Source organism: Stenotrophomonas sp. FSL W7-1447, assembly GCF_037966425.1.
In the GTDB taxonomy this organism is placed as follows: domain Bacteria; phylum Pseudomonadota; class Gammaproteobacteria; order Xanthomonadales; family Xanthomonadaceae; genus Stenotrophomonas; species Stenotrophomonas pavanii.
On sequence record NZ_CP150199.1, the window covers coordinates 3,213,059 to 3,227,201 of the forward strand.

The 14,143-nt window shown below is 66.5% G+C and carries 20 protein-coding genes and 1 tRNA gene; 7 read left to right on the forward strand and 14 right to left on the reverse strand.

The features are described from left to right. The first annotated feature begins 75 nt into the window (after positions 1 to 75). A complete protein-coding gene (dxs, locus tag NSQ78_RS15100; RefSeq protein ID WP_049466971.1) occupies positions 76 to 1,983 on the forward strand; it encodes a 1-deoxy-D-xylulose-5-phosphate synthase in 1,908 nt (635 codons plus the stop codon). Between the two features lie 133 nt (positions 1,984 to 2,116). Here dxs and NSQ78_RS15105 read toward each other — a convergent pair whose 3' ends face one another. The 3 genes from NSQ78_RS15105 to NSQ78_RS15115 all read right to left on the reverse strand — a co-directional run bounded on the left by NSQ78_RS15105 (position 2,117) and on the right by NSQ78_RS15115 (position 3,407). Further along, positions 2,117 to 2,320, reverse strand: a complete 204-nt coding sequence (locus tag NSQ78_RS15105; protein ID WP_005417823.1) for a hypothetical protein — start codon at positions 2,318 to 2,320, stop codon at positions 2,117 to 2,119. A 185-nt stretch (positions 2,321 to 2,505) separates the two neighbouring features. Further along, positions 2,506 to 3,069, reverse strand: a complete 564-nt coding sequence (locus NSQ78_RS15110; RefSeq protein ID WP_049466947.1) for a DUF3011 domain-containing protein — start codon at positions 3,067 to 3,069, stop codon at positions 2,506 to 2,508. Between the two features lie 131 nt (positions 3,070 to 3,200). Continuing rightward, a complete protein-coding gene (locus tag NSQ78_RS15115; RefSeq protein WP_049466948.1) occupies positions 3,201 to 3,407 on the reverse strand; it encodes a hypothetical protein in 207 nt (68 codons plus the stop codon). 402 nt (positions 3,408 to 3,809) lie between these two features. On the opposite strand from NSQ78_RS15115, the gene NSQ78_RS15120 reads away from it, so the two are divergent. The 3 genes from NSQ78_RS15120 to NSQ78_RS15130 are packed head-to-tail and all read left to right on the forward strand — an operon-like array spanning position 3,810 to position 4,706. Then, complete coding sequence (locus NSQ78_RS15120; RefSeq protein WP_049466949.1) at positions 3,810 to 4,094, forward strand: hypothetical protein; 285 nt, start codon at positions 3,810 to 3,812, stop codon at positions 4,092 to 4,094. Positions 4,095 to 4,106: 12 nt separating this feature from the next. Continuing rightward, positions 4,107 to 4,340: a DUF1653 domain-containing protein gene (locus NSQ78_RS15125; protein WP_064238920.1), complete on the forward strand. Its 234-nt coding sequence runs from the start codon at positions 4,107 to 4,109 to the stop codon at positions 4,338 to 4,340. 33 nt (positions 4,341 to 4,373) lie between these two features. Further along, positions 4,374 to 4,706, forward strand: coding sequence for an SMR family transporter (locus NSQ78_RS15130; protein WP_049466951.1), 333 nt, complete (start codon positions 4,374 to 4,376; stop codon positions 4,704 to 4,706). 24 nt (positions 4,707 to 4,730) lie between these two features. Here NSQ78_RS15130 and NSQ78_RS15135 read toward each other — a convergent pair whose 3' ends face one another. Continuing rightward, a complete protein-coding gene (locus tag NSQ78_RS15135) occupies positions 4,731 to 4,904 on the reverse strand; it encodes a DUF1328 domain-containing protein (protein ID WP_049466953.1) in 174 nt (57 codons plus the stop codon). Positions 4,905 to 4,998: 94 nt separating this feature from the next. Then, positions 4,999 to 5,640, reverse strand: coding sequence for a LysE family translocator (locus tag NSQ78_RS15140; protein ID WP_049466973.1), 642 nt, complete (start codon positions 5,638 to 5,640; stop codon positions 4,999 to 5,001). Positions 5,641 to 5,801: 161 nt separating this feature from the next. On the opposite strand from NSQ78_RS15140, the gene NSQ78_RS15145 reads away from it, so the two are divergent. Further along, positions 5,802 to 6,494 carry an aspartate/glutamate racemase family protein gene (locus NSQ78_RS15145; RefSeq protein ID WP_053460936.1) on the forward strand — a complete coding sequence of 231 codons (693 nt, stop codon included), beginning with the start codon at positions 5,802 to 5,804 and terminating at the stop codon, positions 6,492 to 6,494. A 9-nt stretch (positions 6,495 to 6,503) separates the two neighbouring features. On the opposite strand, the gene NSQ78_RS15150 is transcribed toward NSQ78_RS15145, so the two are convergent. Beyond that, positions 6,504 to 6,899 carry a hypothetical protein gene (locus NSQ78_RS15150; RefSeq protein ID WP_053460937.1) on the reverse strand — a complete coding sequence of 132 codons (396 nt, stop codon included), beginning with the start codon at positions 6,897 to 6,899 and terminating at the stop codon, positions 6,504 to 6,506. A 241-nt stretch (positions 6,900 to 7,140) separates the two neighbouring features. Between NSQ78_RS15150 and NSQ78_RS15155 the strand changes: the two genes are divergently transcribed. Next, entirely contained in the window at positions 7,141 to 7,656 is a 516-nt protein-coding gene (locus NSQ78_RS15155; RefSeq protein ID WP_057493609.1) for a DUF3011 domain-containing protein, read from the forward strand. Positions 7,657 to 7,742: 86 nt separating this feature from the next. Beyond that, the gene (locus tag NSQ78_RS15160) at positions 7,743 to 8,192 is read left to right on the forward strand and encodes a GNAT family N-acetyltransferase (RefSeq protein ID WP_064238921.1); all 450 of its coding nucleotides are present in this window, start codon (positions 7,743 to 7,745) and stop codon (positions 8,190 to 8,192) included. Between the two features lie 68 nt (positions 8,193 to 8,260). Here NSQ78_RS15160 and NSQ78_RS15165 read toward each other — a convergent pair. The 8 genes from NSQ78_RS15165 to infC all read right to left on the reverse strand — a co-directional run bounded on the left by NSQ78_RS15165 (position 8,261) and on the right by infC (position 14,119). Next, positions 8,261 to 8,337 (reverse strand) — tRNA-Pro (locus NSQ78_RS15165). A gap of 68 nt (positions 8,338 to 8,405) precedes the next feature. After that, positions 8,406 to 8,762: a MerR family transcriptional regulator gene (locus NSQ78_RS15170; RefSeq protein WP_005410431.1), complete on the reverse strand. Its 357-nt coding sequence runs from the start codon at positions 8,760 to 8,762 to the stop codon at positions 8,406 to 8,408. After that, complete coding sequence (locus NSQ78_RS15175; RefSeq protein WP_005410432.1) at positions 8,743 to 9,042, reverse strand: integration host factor subunit alpha; 300 nt, start codon at positions 9,040 to 9,042, stop codon at positions 8,743 to 8,745. Before NSQ78_RS15175 ends, NSQ78_RS15170 begins: the two co-directional genes overlap by 20 nt. Positions 9,043 to 9,069: 27 nt before the next feature. Further along, positions 9,070 to 11,466, reverse strand: a complete 2,397-nt coding sequence (gene pheT / locus NSQ78_RS15180; protein ID WP_064239672.1) for a phenylalanine--tRNA ligase subunit beta — start codon at positions 11,464 to 11,466, stop codon at positions 9,070 to 9,072. Between the two features lie 102 nt (positions 11,467 to 11,568). Continuing rightward, entirely contained in the window at positions 11,569 to 12,564 is a 996-nt protein-coding gene (locus NSQ78_RS15185; protein ID WP_049466965.1) for a phenylalanine--tRNA ligase subunit alpha, read from the reverse strand. A gap of 193 nt (positions 12,565 to 12,757) precedes the next feature. Next, the gene (gene rplT / locus NSQ78_RS15190) at positions 12,758 to 13,117 is read right to left on the reverse strand and encodes a 50S ribosomal protein L20 (protein ID WP_005410435.1); all 360 of its coding nucleotides are present in this window, start codon (positions 13,115 to 13,117) and stop codon (positions 12,758 to 12,760) included. An 11-nt stretch (positions 13,118 to 13,128) separates the two neighbouring features. Then, the gene (gene rpmI, locus NSQ78_RS15195; RefSeq protein WP_005410436.1) at positions 13,129 to 13,326 is read right to left on the reverse strand and encodes a 50S ribosomal protein L35; all 198 of its coding nucleotides are present in this window, start codon (positions 13,324 to 13,326) and stop codon (positions 13,129 to 13,131) included. A 265-nt stretch (positions 13,327 to 13,591) separates the two neighbouring features. After that, a complete protein-coding gene (gene infC, locus NSQ78_RS15200; protein ID WP_074725076.1) occupies positions 13,592 to 14,119 on the reverse strand; it encodes a translation initiation factor IF-3 in 528 nt (175 codons plus the stop codon). Positions 14,120 to 14,143 lie beyond the last annotated feature (24 nt).

Genomic DNA, 14,143 nt, shown 5'->3' on the forward strand with positions numbered 1-14,143 from the left:
TCACGGGCGGCGGCGTTTGCTTGCCCCACCCCCGTTTGAGGGCGAAAATGGGCATTCAGAAAAAGTGCGAACATGATGATCGACTCTGCCCGCTATCCCCGCCTCGCGCGCATCCAGACACCGGATGACCTGCGCACGTTCGACGAATCCGAATTGAGGGCGGTCGCCGACGAACTGCGCGCCTACCTCATCGAATCGGTGGGCAAGAGCGGCGGCCACTTCGCCGCCGGCCTGGGCGTGATCGAACTGACCGTGGCCCTGCACTACCTGTACCAGACCCCGGTCGATCAACTGGTCTGGGACGTCGGTCACCAGACGTACCCGCACAAGATCCTGACCGGTCGTCGCGACGAGATCCACACCGTCAAGCAGAAGGACGGCATCGCGCCGTTCCCGAAGCGCGAGGAAAGCGAGTACGACACGTTCGGTGTCGGCCACTCCTCGACCTCGATCTCGGCCGCACTGGGCATGGCCATCGCACGCCAGTCCGAAGGCGACGACCGCAAGATCGTGGCGGTGATCGGTGACGGTGCGATGACCGCGGGCATGGCGTTCGAAGCACTGATGCATGCCGGCGGCATGGAGCCGGAACCGAACCTGCTGGTGATCCTCAACGACAACAACATGTCGATCTCCGAGGCGGTCGGTGGCCTGACCAAGATGCTGGGCCGCGCCACCGGCAGCCGCACCCTCAACGCACTGCGCGAAGGCGGCAAGAAGATCCTCGGTGACAAGAAGAACAACCCGGCGCGCTTCGTGAAGCGCTGGGAAGAACACTGGAAGGGCATGTTCGTCCCCTCCACGATGTTCGAGGAAATGGGCTTCCACTACACCGGCCCGATCGACGGCCATGACATGCCGGCCCTGCTGTCCACGCTGAAAACGCTGCGTGCCTCCAAGGGCCCGAAGCTGCTGCATGTCATGACCACCAAGGGCAAGGGCTACGAGCCGGCCGAAGGCGATCAGATCGGCTACCACGCCGTCGGCCCGTTCGACCCGGACAAGGGCCTGGTGGCCAAGGCCGGTGCCAAGAAGCCGACCTACACCGATGTATTCAGCGACTGGCTGTGCGATGCGGCCGCCGCCGAGCCGCGCCTGTACGGCATCACCCCGGCGATGCGCGAGGGCTCCGGCCTGGTGCGTTTCAGCAAGGAGTACCCGCAGCGCTATTTCGACGTGGCGATCGCCGAGCAGCATGCGGTCACCCTGGCCGCCGGCATGGCCACCCAGGGGGGCAAGCCGGTGGTGGCGATCTACTCGACGTTCCTGCAGCGCGCGTACGACCAGCTGGTGCACGACGTGGCGATCCAGGACCTGGACGTACTGTTCGCGATCGACCGCGCCGGCGTGGTCGGCCCGGACGGTGCAACCCATGCCGGCAACCTCGACCTGAGCTTCCTGCGCTGCGTGCCGAACCTGGTGGTGATGGCACCATCCAACGAAGCCGAGTGCCGGCAGATGCTCAGTACTGGCCTGCAGCATCCCGGCCCGGCCGCCGTGCGCTATCCGCGTGGCACCGGCACCGGCGTTGCCGCTGGCAACGACCTGTCCACCCTGCCGATCGGCAAGGGTGAGCTGCGCCTGCAGGGCAGCCGCATCGCCCTGCTCGCCTTCGGCAGCACCGTGGCCGCCGCTGAGCAGGTCGGCCGCGAACTGGGCCTGAGCGTGGTCAACATGCGCTTCATCAAGCCATTGGATCGGGAACTGGTGCTGTCCATCGCTGCCCAGCACGAGGGCCTGGTCACGATCGAGGACAACGTGGTGGCCGGCGGCGCCGGCTCCGGCGTAGGCGAACTGCTGAATGCCGAAGGCGTGCTGCGCCCGATCCTGCACCTGGGCCTGCCCGACAGTTACCAGCACCACGCCAGTCGCGAAGATCTGCTGGCCGAGGCCGGCATCGACGCGGCAGGCATTCGCGCCGCCGTGCTCAAGCGTTGGCCACAGCTGGCCGTTGGCACGCCGCCGCTCAGCGCGGCAGGCTGAGGCCGGTCAGGAACCCACGCATGACGGTGAAGGTGCGGCCGAGGGCCTGCACCTTCTACGGTGGAAGCAGGTAGTTCCACGCCACGCGTGGAAGGCGGCACTCCGCAGGCCTGCCTCGGCAGGCACCGCACGCTCAGCCGTAGCTGACCGCTTCGACGAATGCGCCGCTGGCTTCCACGCGCACGGCCGCACGCTGCCCGGTGTCGACGAAGTGCAGTCGGGCCAGGGTCTCGGCGAAGTCATAGGCACGGGCGCCATCGCGGAACTCGATCGGCTCCGGCCTATCCGGATGCAGCACGCGCCACTGGCGCTGTTCGCATTGCAGGCGGATCAACATGCAGCTCACTCCTTGAGGCAGCGTATCGATGGCGGCGATGCCCCTGCCGGTAACGGCGCGAGGCACGCAGGGAATCAGGGCATATGGGATGCCCTGATCGCGGACAATACGGCGTTCAAAATGTGAGCTGTATCAGATTATTCTGATTTTTACGGGCTGAATCCGTAAAGCTCAGTTCACCTGGATCAGTTCACCTGGAACTGTGCCCGGCAACCGTCACTGACCCAGATGCCGCGGCGGTCCCAGCCCCAGGTCTGGCCTTCGATGCAGGCGCTGCGCGAATCCTGGCGGATCAGGCGCACACCGCGGCGGATACGCGCATCGCAATATTCCTGGCGATGGCCGTTGGAATGGCAGGTGACCACGTCACCGCCGCCCCATCCGTTGCCATTGCCATTGCCCCAGCCGCCGCCATTGCCGCCCCAGCCGCCACCGCGGCGGTACTCACCCACGAATTCGGCCCGGCAGCCCTGCGTGACCCACACGCCATTGCGCGACTGGCCCCAGGTCTCGCCTTCCACGCACGGTGAGCCGGACAACTGCCGGATCAACCGCGCGCGACCGTCCAGGCGGCACTCGTTGCTGCGGTTCTTGACCGACTCGCAGCGCACGATGCCACTGCCGTCGCGGCCGCCGTAGCGGTCGTCGTCATAGCCGTAGCCGTAGCTCTGCGCCTGGGCGCCGCCGGCCGCCGCCAACATCGGCAACAGGGTGCAGGCCAGGGTGCGCCAGGTGAGTGCCTTGCCCATCGAAATCTCCAGATGAATACGATGGCGCAAGCATCGGGGATTCCCGGCCCGGCGCACAGTAGGGCCGACGCCGGCAGTTTTTCCCCATTCAAACAACTCAACCGTGGCTGACTGTGCCACGGCCGCTGCTGTCACTCTCCGACGTGAAGCGCGTCCACCGTGTTGCCGAGCGCCTCGACCCGCACCGTGCTGCGCTGGCCGGTTCGGCGGTGATGTTCCAGGGCAAGCGCGGCGGCGGCGTCAAAGGCGTCGGCACCCCGGGCATAGGCGGTGGCATCGCGCAGCTGGGGATGCAGCACGGACCATCGCTGGGCCGAGCATTGGACGGTGATGACCATGGGGAAGCTCCTGTGGCTGGAAGGGGGCGTGGCAGGCCGATGGGGGGCCCGCCGGTACACCATCAGGCTAGCGATCGCCTCGGAGTCGGCCTATCAGATTTGTACGAAAATGCCGCGCCCTCGGGTCGTCCCTTCACACCCTCACATCCCTGAGCCCGTTTAGCCGGTTCATTCCGTGATCCTTGTCACGGAGTCAGCCTGGCTTCACACTACCGTCATCAACAGGGGCCCCTTCCACATGCGCACCTTCTTCTCGCACCAGCGTTCGACGTTGCTGAAGTTCTATTTCGTGGCCAGCTATCTCGTCCTGATCGAAGAGCTGATCCGCGCCGCCGTGCATTGAGCGCTTGCTGGCCCGGCAGCCGGCAAGCACACTGCGGCTTTAGGCACGGAGCCCGCCGGATGAAAGCGCTGTTTCTGATCCCCGCCCTGCTGGTCCTGGCCGCATGCGCCAGCCCGGACAAGGCACCCCCGCGTGCCGACGACGGTGCGGCATCGACCTCGATGCCGACCGTAGGCGGTGATCGCGACGCCCACGGCTGCATTGGTTCCGCGGGCTACCAGTGGTGCGAGCACACCCAGCGCTGCGAGCGCCCATGGGAGCTGGCACAGGCGCAAGGCCTGGCCAACACGGCCGAGGCGATCGACGCCTATTGCGCCACGCCGGCGACGCCGGCACGCAAGTGAGCACGATCGGTCATGGCTGAATTGAGTCCCCTGCCCGACCTGGCCCGCGGCCGCTACCGCCACTTCAAGGGCGGCGAATACGAGGTGATCGACATCGTGCGCAGCAGCGAGACGCTGCAGCCCATGGTGCTGTATCGCGCCCTGTACGGCGACGGTGGCCTGTGGGTACGCCCCTACACGATGTTCATCGAGCAGGTGGCCGGCGAACACGGTACGCAACCGCGCTTTGCCCGCATCGACGACTGATCCGGTGCAAGCCGCGGTGACCTGGAGTGCCCGATGAATCCCTATGTCTATCTTGCCGCTGCCATCGTGCTGGAAGTGATGGCCACGTCGCTGCTGAAAGCCTCCGACGGCATGAGCCGGCTGTGGCCAACCGTCGGCGCGCTGGCCGGCTATGGGCTGTGCTTCTACCTGCTGTCGGTCACCATGAAGTCGGTGCCGACCGGCATTGCCTACGCGATCTGGTCCGGCGTCGGCATCGTGCTGATCTCGCTGATTGGACTTGTGGTGTTCAAGCAGCGCCTGGATGCACCGGCGCTGGCCGGCATCGCGCTGATCTGCGCCGGCGTGCTGGTGATCAACCTGTTCTCGCGCAGCAGCGCGCACTGAGTGCACGCTGCCGCGCAACACGCACTAGCTGACCTTCCTGGCCACGCTCATGCCGATCAGGAACAGCACCACGGCGATGATGATGCCGGCCCAGAACAGGAACTTGGCGATGCCGACAGCGGCACCGGCAATGCCGCCGAAGCCGAGCACGCCGGCGATGATGCCGATGACGGCGAAGATGATGGCCCACTTGATCATGTCAGTCCTTTCCCCACAGGGAATGCAAACGGTGTGATCAGGCTAGGCCGCAGCCGATGCGGCAGTCGTGAACAGGCCGCGTGCGCGGCGTGAATCAACGCGGGCGGAAACGCAGCAATGCCACCGCAAAAGCCAGGAACACACTCCCCACCAGCCGCTCGAACCAGCGCCGCGCGAACGGCGTTGCGAGCCAGCGACGCAGGCCGTGCCCGCCGGCCGCGTACATCACGTACCAGAACAGTTCGCAGGCCGCGAAGGTCGCCACCAGCACGCTGTACTGCACGGCCTGGCCACGTGACGGGTCGACGAACTGCGGAAGGAACGCCGCGGCGAACAACAGCAGCTTGGGGTTGCTCAGGCCAACCCACAGGCCGCCACGGAACACCGTCCCCGCGCCATGTACCGGCGCCAGCGTGACTTCTGCATCGTCGGCCCCTGCGGGCGCTGGCCGGCCGCTGTCACGCCACGCCTTGATGCCAAGCCAGGCCAGGTAGGCCACGCCGAGATAGCGCAGCACCTCGAACAGCCTCGGTGAGGAGTGCAGCACCGCGCTCAGGCCTGCAGCGGAGGCGGCCAGCACCAGCAGCATCGCCAGCAGGCAGCCGGCCATGGCCGGCACGCTGCCGCGGAAGCCCAGCCCGACGCTGCGTCCCAGGATGTGCAGCATGTTCGGCCCGGGCGTCCCGCACAGCACGAAGACCGTGACCAGGAACCACCACCAGGTATGCAGGGCCATGCCGGTTTCCACTTCAGAAGACGGTGCCAGCATACGGCGCTCGCCCGCGATGCGGCACATACAGCATTCGGCGGATGTGGCGGTTACAGATACCGGCGCCCCTGCACGGCAACGCCACCGCCATCTGTGCTGCAATGGCCCCTTCCGGCATGGAGCAGTGCATGAAGACCCTCGGCCTGATCGGCGGCATGAGCTGGGAAAGCTCGGCACAGTACTACCGGCTCATCAACGAGGCGGTGCGTCATCGCCTCGGTGGCGCGCATTCGGCGCAACTGCTGCTGTGGTCGGTGGATTTCGCCGGCATCAAGCAGCTGCAGCACGACGGCCGCTGGGACGTGCTGGGCGACCACATGCTGGACGCCGCACGGCGGCTGCAGGCCGGTGGCGCCGAGCTGCTGGTGATCTGCACCAACACCATGCACACACTGGCGGCGCGGATCGAAGCGCAGTGCCCGTTGCCACTGCTGCACATCGCCGACCCCACTGCCGCTGCGATCCGCCAGGCAGGCCTCCGCAGGGTAGGCCTGCTGGGTACCGCGTTCACCATGGAGCAGGCCTTCTACCGCGACCGCCTGCAGGACCGCTTCGGCCTGCAGGTGCTGGTTCCGGAAGCCGATGACCGCCGCATCGTGCACGACATCATCTACCAGGAACTGATCGCCGGGGTGGTCAGCGCACACTCGCGGCAGGTCTACGCAGGCGTGATCGCGCGCCTGGTCGCACGCGGTGCCGAAGCGATCATCCTCGGCTGTACCGAAATCATGTTGCTGGTCCGCGCCGAGGACAGCCCGGTGCCGCTGTTCGACACCACCACCCTGCACGCCCGGGCAGCGGTGGATGCGGCACTGGCCTGAGCCGCGCGCTCAGCCTTCGCCCTGCACTTCCAGCGCGGTGATGAGCCAGTCGACCACCGCCTGTGAATCACACAGGAAGAAAATGGCATCGCCCGACCGCGCTTCGGTCAGCAGCCGATAGACCGTGATCGCCACCGCCGACTGGTTGGCGATGAACACCTCCGGGCTGCGCGGCCCTTCGCTGTGCCCCGCGACGGCATGCAGTGCCTTGCGCGCGGCCACGGTTGCGGCCGGGTCTGCGCTGCGGGCCAGTTCCGGCCCGCGCAGGCCCCACGCAATGAACACGTGCTTGCCCTTGAACGTGGTGTCCAGGACACGCACCTGCCCGGCCTCTGCGCCAGCCGAGCGATGAATGACGGTACTGCTGATCAACGCAACCCCCTGTGGTCGTCGTGGTCCGCGCATCCCTCCTCCACACGCCGGCCGCACGCCAGTGACGGCAGCCACAGGCTGTGCCGACACACGTGGGAAACATGTAAGAAGGTGTAAGCCGATGCGATCGGATGTGCAGCGATGATAAGGGATGTAAGGCCCTGAATGGGTTCGTGCGCACTACTAAATCCCTACTGAGCCGACGTCGGAACGATCCGTTCCGGAGGCCTCGGGCTGGTCCATCCTTGCGGCCCGTTCCCCCGCCGAGGTTCCCATGACCCATCGCCTGCTGCTCCCGATCACCACCGTCACGATGGCCCTGCTGCTGGCCGCCACCACAGTGGCCGCCCAGGATGACGACAGCGATCACATCCCGCCGCTGCGCTGCGAGTCGCAGTTCAACAAGACCGAACAGTGCCCGATCGAGGGCCGCATGCGCCTGGCCAGGCAGCTGTCGGTCACCCGCTGCGTGGAGGACCAGAACTGGGGACAGAGCCGTCGCATGCTCTGGGTCACCGCTGGCTGCCGTGCCGAGTTCGTCGCCGATGGGCAGGGACGCGGGCGCTGGCCGGAGCGCGGCCGGGGCCGTGACCGGGATGACGATGGCGAGCGCCTGGTCTGCGAGTCCTACGAGCAGAAGGACAGGGAATGCCGCATCCGTGTGCGCCGCGAGGTGCGCCTGGTCAAGCAGAAGTCGGTGACGCCGTGCGTCGAGGATCGCAACTGGGGCTGGGACCGCCGCGGCGTGTGGGTCAGCGACGGCTGCCGTGCCGAGTTCCGTGTGTATTGACGGCCGACCACACGCTGGCAGTGGCGGATACGCAGATACGGCCGAGGTGATCGATAGACTGGGCGCACCCAGCCCAGGAGCCTTCGATGGCACCGCCCGATCCTTCCTTGACGACGCTGCGTATCCGCGAAGCAATGCCCGCCGACGTTCCCGCGTTGATCGCGCTCGACAGCGTTGCGGCCCACGATCCGCGGCGCGCACGGCAGATCAGCGACTGGCAGGCCAGCGGTGGCATGCACGTGGCCGAACGGGCCGGCCAGCTGGCCGGTTATCTGGTCATCCACCATCACTTCTTCGGCGAAGCCTTCGTCGAGATGCTGATGGTGGCGCGCGGACAACGCAACCAGGGCGTCGGCGCCGCCCTGCTGCGCCATGCCATCGCGCTGCAGGGGCAAGGCAAGCTGTTTACTTCGACGAATGCTTCCAATACCGGCATGCAACGCCTGCTCGCCGCCTCGGGTTTCATCGACAGCGGCATCGTGCATGGACTGGACGAGGGCGATCCGGAACTGGTCTATCGATTCGCTGAGGACTGATCATCGGCATCGGCCGCACGCACAAAAAAGCCCACGCATCGCTGCGCGGGCTTCTTGATTCATCACAGTGGTCGGGACGGCCGGATTCGAACCGACGACCCTCTGCCCCCCAGGCAGATGCGCTACCAGGCTGCGCTACGCCCCGACTGATGCTGCGATGTGCCCGCCAGTGCGGCGGGCCGTGAAGTATAGCGGATTACGAGGGAAATGGGGTCAGCGGCGCAGCAACTGCAGCACTTCTTCCAGCTCCATGCGCACCTGCTTGATGATCTGGTTGCTCAGCGCCGATTCCTCGCGGGCATCGGGGCCATCCAGGCGCAGGCGGGCACCACCGATGGTGTAGCCCTGTTCGTACAGCAGGCTGCGGATCTGTCGCACCATCAGCACGTCATGGCGCTGGTAGTAGCGGCGGTTGCCTCGGCGCTTGGCCGGCTCAAGGCTGGGAAACTCGGTCTCCCAGTAGCGCAGGACGTGCGGCTTGACGTCGCACAGCTCGCTGACCTCACCAATGGTGAAGTAGCGCTTGGCCGGGATCGGCGGTAGTTCGCGGTTACTGCCCGGATCCAGCATAAGCTTCCACCCTCTCCTTGAGCTTCTGGCCCGGACGGAAGGTGACCACCGTACGGGCGGAAATCGGAATTTCCTCGCCGGTCTTGGGGTTGCGACCCGGGCGCTGGTTCTTGCGCCGCAGATCGAAATTACCGAAGCCCGACAGCTTCACCTGACGTCCCTGTTCCAATGCTTCACGCAGCACATCAAAAAACGCGTCGACGAATTCCTTGGCTTCCCGCTTGTTCAGACCGACTTCGTCGAACAGCTTTTCCGCCATCTCCGCCTTGGTCAATGCCATTGCCTGCTACCCCCGAGTGCTGCCCGCTCAGCCGCGGATCCGGGCGTGGTGTTCACGCTCGATGGCAGTGACCGCCTCGGCCACCACCGCATCCACGTCGCGGTCCGTCAGAGTGCGCGACTTGTCCTGCAAAATCAAGCCCATAGCGAGACTCTTGAATCCCGGCTCGACGCCCTGGCCGACGTAACGGTCGAACAGGTTGAGGTCGCGCAGCAGCGGGCCGGCGGCCTGGCGGACGGTGGCCGCCAGGTCCGTCCACGCCACCTGTTCAGGCACCAGGAAGGCCAGGTCGCGGCGCACCGCCGGGAAGCGCGACAGCTCGCCGGCACGCGGCAGGCGACGCGCAGCCAGCGGCTCCAGATCGAGCTCGAAGGCATAGACATCGGCCTCGATGTCCATCGCCTTGGCCAGACGCGGGTGGATCTGGCCGATCCAGCCGATCGCCACGCCCTCGCGGAACACCTCGGCCGAACGCGCCGGATGGCCGTAGGCACGGTCCGACGGACGGAACTCCAGCTGCGCGCCACTGGCGGCCGCCAGCGATTCCAGGTCGCCCTTCAGGTCATGGAAATCGACCTTGCGGGTCGGCAGGCCCCACTGCACCGCCTGCGCCTCGCCGCAGACCGCAGCGGCCACGCGCAGGGTTTCCAGCGGTGCCGGCCGGCTTTCGCCAGTCGACGCCCCGCCAGCCTGCTGGGCGAACACCCGGCCGATCTCGAACAGGCGCACGCGACCGAGCTGCCGCGCTGCATTGCGGCCCAGCGTGGCGACCAGGCCCGGCAGCAGCGACGGGCGCATCACCGCCAGTTCGGCCGACAGCGGGTTGGCCAGCGGCACCAGGCCGTCGCGCAGCTGCCACTGGGCCAGCAGGGCGTCGTCGACGAAGGCGAAATTGACGGTTTCCTGCTGGTCACGGGCGATCAGCTGGCGGCGCACGCTCAACGCGTCCAGCTGGGTTTCACTGGGCATCGCCACGCGCGAGGCACCGCCCGGCAGCGTGGTCGGGATCTGCTCGTAACCGTGGATGCGGGCCAGTTCCTCGATCAGGTCCTCTTCGATGGCGATATCGAAGCGACGGCTCGGCGCGGTGACCTGCCAGCCGTCGGCGCTGGCGACCACGTCCATGCCCAGCGCGCGCAGGATGCGTTCGACTTCGGCATCCTCGATGGTGATGCCGAGCACGCGGGTGATCCGCGCGCGGCGCAGCAGGATCGTCGCCGGCTGCGGCAGATCGCCCTCGCGCACCGCCTCGGTGACCGGTGCCGGAATGCCCCCGGCCAGGTCCAGCACCAGGCGGGTGGCGTACTCGATCGCGGTACGCGGCAGTGCCGGATCGACGCCACGCTCGAAACGGTGACCCGCGTCGGTGTGCAGGCCGAGCTTGCGTCCACGGCCCATGATCGCGGCCGGGGCGAAGTGCGCGGCTTCCAGGAACACGGCCGTGGTGGCGTCGGTGACGCGCGTGTCGAAGCCGCCCATCAGGCCGGCCAGGCCAACCGCACGATCGGCGTCGGTGACCACCAGGAAGCTGTCGTCCAGCGCGGCATCGCGGCCATCGAGCAGCTTCAGGCTCTCGCCCGCGCGCGAACGGCGCACGGCGATGCTGCCCTGCAGGGTGCCCAGGTCGTAGGCATGCATCGGCTGGCCGAGTTCGAGCATCACGTACTGGGTGATGTCGACCAGCAGCGAGACCGGGCGCACGCCGCTGCGGCGCAGGCGTTCGGCCATCCACAACGGGGTCCTGGCCGCGGCGTTGACGCCTTCGATGACGCGCCCCAGGTAACGCGGCGCCTCGGCGCCCGCGTCGAGCTGGATGCTCAGCTCGCGGCTGCCGACCGCCGGAATGGCATCGGCGGCGAAGTCCAGCACTTCACTGCGGGTAGCGGCGGCGACATCGTAGGCAATGCCGCGCAGGCTGAAGCAGTCGGCGCGGTTCGGGGTCAGCTTGATCTCGATGCTGGCGTCCGGCAGGCCGAGGTAGGCGACCAGGGCCTGGCCGACCGGGGCGTCATCGGGTAGCTCCAGCAGGCCGGAGGCATCGTTGTCCAGGCCCAGTTCCTTGGCCGAGCACAGCATGCCGTTGGACTCGACGCCGCGCAGCTTGGCCGGCTTGATCTTCAACTCGCCGATCTGCGCACCGACCATCGCCAGTGGCGCGACCAGGCCCGGGCGGGCGTTCGGCGCACCACAGACGATCTGCAGCAGCTCGCCCTGCCCGGCATCGACCCTGCACACCTGCAGGCGGTCGGCTTCCGGATGGCGCACGGCCTCGACGATGCGTGCCACGACCACGTGATCGAGGCCTTCGCCCAGCGCGGTCACGTCTTCCACTTCCAGGCCGATGGCGGTCAGCACCGCACTCAGCTCATCACGCGAAGCGCGGGTCGGGACGTGGCTGCGCAGCCAGTTTTCGGAGAATTTCATGGTGTCATCCTGGTGGGCCCGGCGCATGCGCCCGGGCCTGCGAATTTGGGAGCAGTCGTTTCAGGAGCAGCCGGGCATGGCCCGGCTCTACAGGGTTGCGGCTTACGCGAACTGTTTCAGGAACCGCACATCGTTCTCGAAGAACGCGCGCAGGTCGTTGACGCCGTAGCGCAGCATTGCAAAGCGCTCCACGCCCATGCCGAAGGCGAAGCCGGTATAGCGCTCCGGATCGATGCCAACGTTGCGCAGCACGTTCGGATGCACCATGCCGCAGCCCAGCACTTCCAGCCAGCGGGTGCTGCCATCGGGCTGCTGCCAGGCGATGTCCACTTCCGCGCCCGGTTCAACGAACGGGAAATAGCTGGGGCGGAAGCGCATCTCGAAATCGCGCTCGAAGAAGGCACGCACGAACTCGGCCAGCGTGCCCTTCAGGTCGGCGAAGGTCGAATGCTCGTCCACCAGCAGGCCTTCGACCTGGTGGAACATCGGCGAGTGGGTCTGGTCGCTGTCGCTGCGGTACACCTTGCCGGCGGCGATCATGCGCAGCGGCGGCGCGTGGTCGCCCATGTAGCGCACCTGCACGCCGGAGGTATGCGTGCGCAGCAGGCGGCCATCGCCGAAGTAGAAAGTGTCGTGCATGGCGCGCGCCGGATGGTGCGGCGGGAAGTTCAGCGCCTCGAAGTTGTGCCAGTCGTCCTCGATCTCCGGCCCTTCCGACAGCTCGTAGCCCAGCCGGCCGAAGATGCCGGTGATGCGCTCCAGGGTGCGGGTGATCGGGTGCAGGCCGGCGCGCTCGCCGTTGCGGCCCGGCAGGGTGATGTCGATGGCTTCGGCCGCCAGGCGCGCATCCAGGGCCGCGTCTTCCAGCAGCGCCTTGCGCTCGCCCAGCGCGCGGGTCAGCGCGTCGCGGGCCTGGTTGATCGCTTCACCGGCGGCCTTGCGCTCGTCGGCCGGCAGGGCGCCGAGCTGCTTGAGCTGCGAGGTGATGCTGCCGCTCTTGCCAAGCAGGGCCACGCGCAGCTGTTCCAGCGCATCGGGGCTCTGTGCGGCGGCCACATCGGCCAGCGCCTGGGTGGTGAGGGATTGGATGTCGCTCATGGGGGGCCGGAACTCCAGTCGATCTGCCATCGCGATGCGCGAAGGGCCGACCCCTGTCGCCACCGCCGTCCCCGCGCTGCCGCTGTGGCCGCGCCGGGACCCAAAAAAGAATGGGGAAGGACTTGCGCCCTTCCCCATGCATTGCCTTGACCTGACACCGTTCCGAGTGAACGGTTACGGCATCGGGAAGGACTTATGCCGCCAGCGCGCCCTTGGCCTTTTCGGCCAGCGCGGCAAAACCGGCTGCGTCGTGCACGGCGATGTCAGCCAGGACCTTGCGATCCAGGGTGATGCCGGCCTTCAGCAGGCCGTTCATGAAGCGGCTGTAGCTCAGGCCGTTGATGCGGGCAGCCGCATTGATGCGGGTGATCCACAGCGAACGGAAGTTGCGCTTCTTCTGCTTACGGCCGATGTAGGCGTACTGCTGTGCCTTGATGACCGCCTGCTTGGCAACGCGGAAGACCTTGCGACGGGCGTTGTAATAGCCCTTGGCGAGATCCAGAATCTTCTTGTGGCGGCGACGCGCCTGTACGCCACGCTTAACTCGTGCCATTTTTCAGTTCCTCAGAGGTAAGGGAGCATGCGGTCCAGACGGCCTGCGTCTTCTGCACGGACATGGCCCGTCTGACGCAGATTACGCTTACGCTTGGTCGCTTTCTTCGTGAGGATGTGGCTACGGTTGGCGTGGCCGCACTTGTACTTGCCCGAGGCGGTCTTGCGGAAACGCTTGGCCGCTGCCCGGTTGGTCTTGATCTTGGGCATTGCAATGTCCTTGATGGGATTTGACCCTGGTTTCTGACTGATCTGGCGGCGGCCTGGGCCGCTCTTTCCGTCCTGCCATGATCGGCGTACGACCCGTCCTGGGTGGGTCGAGCCGGGCATGATACAGGCAAAACCGCCCTGCTGCCAGCCCCTGCCCCGCTTTCACCGGCAACCCGCGGCCTGTCGGAAAAGCAAAGGGACGCCAGCGGCGTCCCCTTACCCTGAACCATTCAGCCAGGCGCCCCGGAAGGCGGCCCGTCAGGCCTCAGGTCTTCTTCTTCGGCGCGATCATCATGACCATCTGACGCCCTTCCAGGCGCGGACGGGATTCAATGACGATGTCCTCGCCCAGATCGGTCTCGATCCGGTTGGCCATTTCACGGCCCAGTTCCTGGTGGCTCATTTCGCGGCCACGGAAGCGGATGTTGACCTTGATCTTGTCACCATCCTCGAGGAACCCACGCATCTTGCGCAGCTTGATCTGGTAGTCGCCCTCGTCCGTGACCGGACGGAACTTCACTTCCTTGATCTCGACCTGCTTGGTCTTCTTCTTGGCCTCGCTGGCCTTCTTCTGCGCTTCGAACTTGAACTTGCCGAAGTCCATGATCTTGCAGACCGGCGGGTCGGCCTGCGGCTGGATCTCGACCAGGTCCAGGCCTTCATCTTCGGCCATGGACAGCGCTTCGTCGCGCGACAACACGCCGATCATTTCTCCGTCACTGCCGATCACGCGGACGCGCGGCACACGGATTTCCTGATTCTTGCGGTTCTGTTTGTTGTCAGGGGTGCTGATATTACGTTCTCCCAAGGGTATCGA